The sequence below is a fragment of the Nostoc sp. NMS8 genome (assembly GCF_017115045.1).
Classification (GTDB): Bacteria; Cyanobacteriota; Cyanobacteriia; order Cyanobacteriales; family Nostocaceae; genus Nostoc.
In genome coordinates this window covers 1-6751 of record NZ_JABXKK010000043.1, presented here as the reverse complement: position 1 = coordinate 6751, position 6751 = coordinate 1, and the positions used below count along the sequence as shown (strand labels likewise).

The window sequence follows — 6751 nt, the reverse complement described above, 5'->3', positions numbered from 1 at the left end:
TATTACACGGTAAATCTACCGTTTTTATGTTAAGTAATATTTCGCCAACAGTATCTCCATCGGGGGCGCTCACTAACAGGCAGACGATTTACATAATTAGCAACTCGACGTTTAGCTGCGATCGCAGTTGTGACATAATCATAAACAGCCTCACCTTGTAAATGCTGTTTAAGTGATTTCAGGTCAGCTTCTTCTAAAGAGTGATAAACTTTTTGCTTGCTCTCACTGATTTGAGCGGATACCCCAAACAATCCAGCACTTACCGTTCCAGCACCAAGTAGCATCCCGGTTGTGATTCGGTCAGTATTTAAGAAAAAAGGAGCAGACAGACACATAACTGCACTTGCTCCTAAAGAACATAAGATAGTCCGTTCTGCATGAATCACCCCACTGGCAGTTAGACGTTGTAATTCAAATCCCATTACCTCACCCCCAAGGCAACACCAGCTGCAACTAAGGTCAAAAACACAAGCAGGAATATCACCCCAGGCATTAACCCAATGGTGAAAGTCTTGCGGTTAAAGCCAAATCCTTTAACGACTAAGCCGGCAAAGTTGAATAAACCAACTGCCAAACCGCAAATGCAAATCATGCCAATGATCCACACTAAGAATTGACTGACTGGGCTGGCAACGGATAAAAAACCCATCAACATTGATAGCCCAACTCCACACACTGCATATCCAACAAAGGATAATTTAATAAGAGAAGTTTGATTATTCTGCATAACCTAAAATCTGAATGAATCTCCCACTTGATTAAATGCCTGCTCGTATCCCCCCAACTGGCGTTGTTGTTCCTGCGACCCAAAGGCATGACGGATCACCGCCTCTCCATGTAACGCCCTAGTTCGCTGCAAATCTTCCTCAACCTTCATGCCTTCTTGAGAATATGTCAATTGATTCTTATACATTTCAGCCAAGGATTGTAACTGCTTAAGGCGATGGCGAGAGAACTTAGTGTGTAACCATTTCTGGGCTTTGAGAGTTCCCGATACCTCTGCTTCATCCAAAACCTGTTGTGCAGTGGTGTAAGCAGGTAACGTATAACGAGCGCGGATAGAACTTGGTAAATCCCCCTCAATTTGGGTAGCATCCCCAACTCTCAAATCCGTTGACACGACTCCATCACCTTTACCGCCGAATAAACCAGGAAGCCACTTTCCTAACATTCCTTTCTCCCCTTTAACTACTTAAAATTGGTATCAGTCTGTTGAACTTGTTGAACTTGTGAACCGATGTACCGGGTTATGCCATATATCCCCATGAACGAAAACATTAAAACTGTTATTGCAGCGATCGCAGTTTGAGCCATCATTCCCCGTTGCATCAGTTCTTCGATCTGCCTATTCGATTGCGATCGCACCTTTGACTCATCAATAAGTTGCTGGACGACTAGGAATTCTTCTGTTGTCAGGTTTTCTAGTGTTAAGCCGGACAGATTCAACTCCCCGTCCTTCTTCAGGTGGATATTTAATTGTTTGTGACGAGTCTGCTCTTGTTGCTCCATATATTGCCACGCCTAAAACGAGAGTTAATAGCAGCAGATTAAGTACTGCTGCTACCAAGATTAATTTATTCGGTCGCATCTGCATTGCCAGCAGAGAGATAGAGCGATGTAATCTCCTGACCGAACCGAAAAAAGGCTTCTGGTTCTCCCTGAAATTCTTTGGCGAACTGTGCTACTTCTGCTAAATACTCGTTAGACACATTGGCTAAAGTCTCGATTGTTTCGATTGCCTCCTTGTGGGCAAACTCACGTGTCCCTTGGGTAATTGCAGAATTAAATGATTGTATTTCTGCTAACGACTGCTTGGCTTGATTAGCAAGTGAAGTTTTATAATCACTCATGCTCTGTTGAGCTTTATTGGTTTTGGCAGTACGTTTGGTAGTTTTAGCTGTTTTACCATTGCTAGAAACAATTAAATTACTAGCTTTTTTAAGTGCCACAAGTTCGTCAGAGATGGCAATAATTTCTGCTTCAGTAATCGCATCGGGATCTACACTTTTCTTTTGCAAGTACAAGCGTAGTTCTTCAGAACTCATTTCGATTCCATTAGCAATCAGAAGTTCTTGTAAATCGTTCATGAAGAGGCTCCTATTGATTTAGGTTGACGAAATTTGAATTTAGTTTGAGAAGCAATTTTTTTGACCCATTGCTGAATTTCAGATTCGGTGTAAATCTTATCTACAGAAAATGGCACTCCAATTTCTTGACCCCATCTGTAAATTGTCGGTTTGGATGGTCGCGGTTCTAGCCTTTGTAATGCTTCAAAGAGTTGAGCGCCGTTGCATGACAATTGTGGCAAGTTTGAACAAATAAATTCGTAGCGTTGAACATCTGATAATCGAATGGTGCGATTGGGATTTAAAAGCTTTAGTTGAGCATAAGCTCTTACCAGCAGAATTACCCCAGCTTTGGCACTGCTGGTATCAGATATTTCTAATCGACGAAGAATTCTTGGCCAAGTGTAATCGCTAACTTGACCAACAATTTTTTCATATTCGTTCCTCAGAATTGTTCCTGCCATAGAAACAGCCATAACATCTTTGCACTTCTAGATTAGCATAAATACCCTATGTATGACCCTATAGATAAGGTATTTTTCTGGAAGGATTTTCGACAAAAACATATAACTATAGGGGTAAAGTTAGGTAAGCGTTATTGTCGAGGAGAAAATGCCTAAGAAAACTACACCAAAAATGGTTCAGACCGCAGTTTCTATTCCAGAGCCATTGTATGAAGCTGCAAAACGGATTCAAGCAATGGAGGGTTGGAATGAGTCAGAAATGCATCGAGTCTTTTGGGAAAAAGGATTTGCGCTTCACCTTCAAGGAACTCTTGCCCGTTACCAATTGGGTTTGATTCCTGAAGCACAAAGTACAGCCGAATAATTTGACAGAATTTAGGTAAAAGGGGGATATTGCACCCCCTTTTTTGTGCATTCGCTAAAAAGCAAGCAGACCATGAGACTCTGCTCGACCTCAAACACGGTAGCATCAAGGCTTTGGGACACGCGGATGATTTCGATGAGGCTCAAAACCCTAGTAATGCCGTTAAAATAACTGTCTCATGGTCTGCTCAATCCCTTGCCCTGATTGATTCCGCGCCTTTATGAGAAAGAAAATTCATTTTTTTGAATTTTGCAGAAAACCCTGGTTTTTGGCTCTTTTACTTAAAGCGGGTTTTTCTATTTGTCCTGTGGTCATTTTTGAAGCCTGACTTTGTTTAACCAACACTGAACGCAGGTACTGCCGACAGCCTGTCTCTCCCCGATAAATCAGAATCCGCAGCGCCTGTACTTCCTGGATCGGAGAAATACAAATCTCAGCGATCGCAGCAATCAAATTCTGTTGCTTCTGCACGTAATCTTGATGCTGCTGCTCCAACTCTTGAATCTTGGAGTTTAGCTGTTGTATCTGCTGTAATGCTTGCGTCAAGGACGATTCTTTATTTTGAGAGCAATTATCTAGGGTTAACGTCATGTTATTGCTCCTTCTTTAGATAGTTGAAAGCCTTGCCAATCGGGGCATTTCGCGCCCTCAATGCCTTTGGGATGAACAGAACAAATTAAAGGGGAGCCGTTGTAAGAGATCCCGTGATAGTATTTGCAACCTCTACAACTGGTGGGTCTATTTAAAGGTCGAGGTCGGCGCAACATAACTTGGTCAATTTCATTTTGACCAGTAATTCGGTCAACCATGAATGCTGTGATCCCAGTCCCGGCTATTGCTCCACTAATAACGTACATGATATTTCTGCCGAGATATTGAGTGCCGAAATATCCACAAATAATTGTTGCTGCTGCTGCACTGATTCCTTTGATGAAAAGACTACAATTCATCTTTTCTTACTTCTTTTTTACTGATGGTTCATTCTCAGTTAAAAGTCTGCCAAAATCGTAAATCGTTACAGTTGGCTTTGGTTCCGGCTCCGGTTTTGACTCGATTACGAGTTCAGGACTACCCAACCCGACTGCATTTCTGATTTCTTGTTCCATATCAAAATTCCCCTTTTTGAGTAATCTGCTTCATCTTTCTTCCACGAGATACCCCGACTTCAGCGAAGCAAATCGGGGAGGGATAGTGGGTCAAACTTGACCCCTCGATGGGGTTAAGTTTGACAATTTCCGAGTTGACAACACGATTAATCCAGTGTTTCGCTGTATCAATCGAACTTTTTTAGCAGTACATTGTCCTAGCCTTTTCCAATTACAATCACTAACTGAAACTTGTTTTTCGGTATCGCCACTTACCCAACCGAAGAATGATTTTTTACCTTGGATAGCCTCAACAAAATCGCCTTTTCTAAATCCATGTCGAGTTGTAGTTCCACCATATTTACGTCTGTTGCCACCCTTAGATGGAACCATCAAATGCAGTTGCCTACGACTAATTGGAGGACGACGTAAAACCGTGAATTGAGAATTAGTAATAGTTACATTGCCTACCCAGCTTGCGCCATGATTTTTAACTCCCTCCCATGCTTGGTATTTAACAAACTTAGAACAAGCCAGCGTGACTGCATCAACTGCGTGAGTTTCTGGAATTTGCAGAGACTTGTCAGACTTTTCCTTGTGTAATCCCAGATGTTTGCGTAGATTTGATGTTTCCCAGCCTTTCCTTAATTCGACTTTAGCCAGTTCAGATAGGCGATTGATTTGATATCGCTGACCGACCATCACAGGGCTAAAACTTTTGCTACCTCGTGCTTCTACAACTTCTACAACGATTATTTTTACTGGGTAAATTTCACAAAGAAGTTTAATTGCTCGGTATTCCAAGTCTTTGTTTGCTCGAATACTTGGAGGTAATTTAGCGCAAACCTCGCGCGTCCCGGTTTCCGGGTGTGAGAGTTTGTAAGAAGATCCGCAACGATTATCAAATCTAGCTTGACGATGACTGCGTTGGTTGTAAGGTATTTTGCGATTAATTCTTCTACCGCGCCTACCCCTTCGCATCATAGCCCGTTGTTCCATTCGGTCTTTAACTGTTTTGAATGGAAGAACTAGGTGCAACATCTGTAGTGTGTATTTTTGAGACTGAACTGCAACACCAGAAAACATTTTGCCAGGGTCTAAACCAACAACAATCTCTTGAGTCTGGGTATCAGATGGTTCGGCTATTAATTGAACATAAAAAATACCTAGTTTGTTAAATTTACCGATAGCTTTTCCTGTTTTGATCCAACGTCTAGCTCGACTTGGCTTTGTTGGCATTAACGGGACATTTTCTGATGAAATTACTGGTACTCTCACTGGATATAATCCTTGAGTAAAGTTTAAGTCCCCTCGCCCACCATATTTAGGATGGCTTGCCATAATGCAACGCCTTTAATAAGAAGGCTTGAAGATAACTCGAACTGGGGAAGTATTCGAGAGTTCGTACCTAAACATGGCTCAGTGGGCTAGTCAAACACGCAAGACCTATTTCTTGCAAGCCCCACCCGATAACGTTGTAGGGTGGGGTTATTGACATCATCGATTGCATTCAAGACTTCCCCCAAAATATTGAAAGCATCGTTTAAAACCACGTCATTCAATGTAGAAAAGTATTCGGAGGATTCGATATTGCGATAATCTTGACTACTGCTAATAAGCCGCAGTGTATATTGACAGCCTTGCAATATGGCTTGAATTTCTGAAGTAGTTAGCTTAATTTCCATTGGTGTGTTCTAACGTTGAAAAACTGAATCAATTTCGCCGTTATCAATAGCCTTCTTTGCGTGGGCAACAGCTTGTGTATGATTGTCAAAGGTTTGAGTTGAAGGTGATGCCCAAGTTGTTTTCAAAAAGCCCTGCTGACCAACATGAACATCCACAGCACCATCTGATAACTCGGTAGTCTCAATTTTGTAGCCGCCATGTTTAGTTTTGTACTCTTTCATTGCCCGTTTCTTTCCCTAAAATCTATCTCGTTGAATACTAAAACTTGCTCCGATTAGAGAACTGCCCAAGAAAGCGGAAAAACTGACCAACATTGCACCCAAGCAGATATTTTTCTGTTGCTCCCAACCAGAGATGATTATGTTGGGATTAGCATTTGTCTCGATTACTTCTAGCCCCCAACAAGCCATTGCCCCAACTCCAGAAAATCCAGTAATTAGCAGAGAGACAATTGCAGTTGTTTCTATGGTGCGATCTATGAATACTTTGGAGTTGAATCGTCTTCTTGGACGATGATTTTTAACTAACCGGACTTTTGGCTCTTGCATACTTGAACGAGCAATTTGTTTGTGATTAGCCATCGGTTTCACCTATTTTTATGAATTACTAGGAAAAATATGATCCTCTACAGATAACTTGAACTGCTTTATTCCTCCGCTATAGTGTCTTTTGATGCCGGAAATGATTTCTTGTTCTGTGAGTTCTTCAACTTCTTCGGAGCAGGATAAATCGCGCCAAGGCAAACACTCTTTAGCCCACAAAAATTCGTTAGCAGTTAGCTGCTCGACTTGTATTTTCATTTCGCTTCATCCAACTCCACAAAAAATCCTGCACCTGTATTTGTCACTTTCACCAACTTACGATTGACTAACGTTTGAATCACCTCCAGACTAAAATTGATAGTGCATAATCGAGCGCTGCCACCGCATAAAACTCCTGATAAGTTTGGGAGCCTTGTCTCTTTAGAGCAAGGAGGAAAAATAAACAGCGACTTTAGTCGCCTAAGCTGTATAGCTATAACCGAATGGCACTAAGAAAAGCCGAAATGCTTGTGGATTAAGCAGTTTGCAACTGCTTTCGTAATTC

Annotated in this window: 15 protein-coding genes; 1 reads left to right on the top strand and 14 read right to left on the bottom strand. The window is 41.7% G+C overall.

Annotation, left to right across the window (positions count from 1 at the left end; genetic code table 11):
• Positions 1 to 29 precede the first annotated feature (29 nt).
• From HWQ39_RS07445 to HWQ39_RS07420, 6 genes are all read right to left on the bottom strand, one after another.
• The gene (locus HWQ39_RS07445; RefSeq protein ID WP_292843119.1) at positions 30 to 422 is read right to left on the bottom strand and encodes a hypothetical protein; all 393 of its coding nucleotides are present in this window, start codon (positions 420 to 422) and stop codon (positions 30 to 32) included.
• On the bottom strand, positions 422 to 727 hold the full coding sequence (locus HWQ39_RS07440; RefSeq protein ID WP_292843117.1) for a hypothetical protein: 306 nt from the start codon (positions 725 to 727) through the stop codon (positions 422 to 424). Before HWQ39_RS07440 ends, HWQ39_RS07445 begins: the two co-directional genes overlap by 1 nt.
• 3 nt (positions 728 to 730) lie before the next feature.
• Entirely contained in the window at positions 731 to 1171 is a 441-nt protein-coding gene (locus HWQ39_RS07435) for a hypothetical protein (protein WP_292843115.1), read from the bottom strand.
• Positions 1172 to 1188: 17 nt separating this feature from the next.
• Positions 1189 to 1509 carry a hypothetical protein gene (locus tag HWQ39_RS07430; protein WP_292843113.1) on the bottom strand — a complete coding sequence of 107 codons (321 nt, stop codon included), beginning with the start codon at positions 1507 to 1509 and terminating at the stop codon, positions 1189 to 1191.
• Positions 1510 to 1574: 65 nt separating this feature from the next.
• On the bottom strand, positions 1575 to 2087 hold the full coding sequence (locus HWQ39_RS07425; RefSeq protein WP_292843111.1) for a hypothetical protein: 513 nt from the start codon (positions 2085 to 2087) through the stop codon (positions 1575 to 1577).
• The gene (locus tag HWQ39_RS07420; RefSeq protein ID WP_292843109.1) at positions 2084 to 2542 is read right to left on the bottom strand and encodes a hypothetical protein; all 459 of its coding nucleotides are present in this window, start codon (positions 2540 to 2542) and stop codon (positions 2084 to 2086) included. The genes HWQ39_RS07425 and HWQ39_RS07420 overlap by 4 nt, the downstream gene beginning before the upstream one ends.
• 136 nt (positions 2543 to 2678) lie before the next feature.
• Between HWQ39_RS07420 and HWQ39_RS07415 the strand changes: the two genes are divergently transcribed.
• Entirely contained in the window at positions 2679 to 2894 is a 216-nt protein-coding gene (locus HWQ39_RS07415; RefSeq protein ID WP_292843107.1) for a hypothetical protein, read from the top strand.
• Between the two features lie 234 nt (positions 2895 to 3128).
• On the opposite strand, the gene HWQ39_RS07410 is transcribed toward HWQ39_RS07415, so the two are convergent.
• The 8 genes from HWQ39_RS07410 to HWQ39_RS07375 all read right to left on the bottom strand — a co-directional run bounded on the left by HWQ39_RS07410 (position 3129) and on the right by HWQ39_RS07375 (position 6465).
• Positions 3129 to 3485, bottom strand: coding sequence for a hypothetical protein (locus HWQ39_RS07410; RefSeq protein ID WP_292843105.1), 357 nt, complete (start codon positions 3483 to 3485; stop codon positions 3129 to 3131).
• The gene (locus HWQ39_RS07405) at positions 3482 to 3844 is read right to left on the bottom strand and encodes a hypothetical protein (protein ID WP_292843103.1); all 363 of its coding nucleotides are present in this window, start codon (positions 3842 to 3844) and stop codon (positions 3482 to 3484) included. Before HWQ39_RS07405 ends, HWQ39_RS07410 begins: the two co-directional genes overlap by 4 nt.
• Positions 3845 to 3850: 6 nt before the next feature.
• Positions 3851 to 4000, bottom strand: a complete 150-nt coding sequence (locus tag HWQ39_RS07400; protein ID WP_292843101.1) for a hypothetical protein — start codon at positions 3998 to 4000, stop codon at positions 3851 to 3853.
• 90 nt (positions 4001 to 4090) lie between these two features.
• A complete protein-coding gene (locus tag HWQ39_RS07395) occupies positions 4091 to 5320 on the bottom strand; it encodes an RRXRR domain-containing protein (protein WP_322721756.1) in 1230 nt (409 codons plus the stop codon).
• An 86-nt stretch (positions 5321 to 5406) separates the two neighbouring features.
• A complete protein-coding gene (locus HWQ39_RS07390; protein ID WP_292843099.1) occupies positions 5407 to 5664 on the bottom strand; it encodes a hypothetical protein in 258 nt (85 codons plus the stop codon).
• Positions 5665 to 5673: 9 nt separating this feature from the next.
• Complete coding sequence (locus HWQ39_RS07385; RefSeq protein WP_292843097.1) at positions 5674 to 5886, bottom strand: hypothetical protein; 213 nt, start codon at positions 5884 to 5886, stop codon at positions 5674 to 5676.
• Between the two features lie 15 nt (positions 5887 to 5901).
• Positions 5902 to 6246: a hypothetical protein gene (locus HWQ39_RS07380; protein ID WP_292843095.1), complete on the bottom strand. Its 345-nt coding sequence runs from the start codon at positions 6244 to 6246 to the stop codon at positions 5902 to 5904.
• Between the two features lie 15 nt (positions 6247 to 6261).
• Positions 6262 to 6465, bottom strand: a complete 204-nt coding sequence (locus HWQ39_RS07375; protein WP_292843093.1) for a hypothetical protein — start codon at positions 6463 to 6465, stop codon at positions 6262 to 6264.
• Positions 6466 to 6751: the final 286 nt, after the last annotated feature.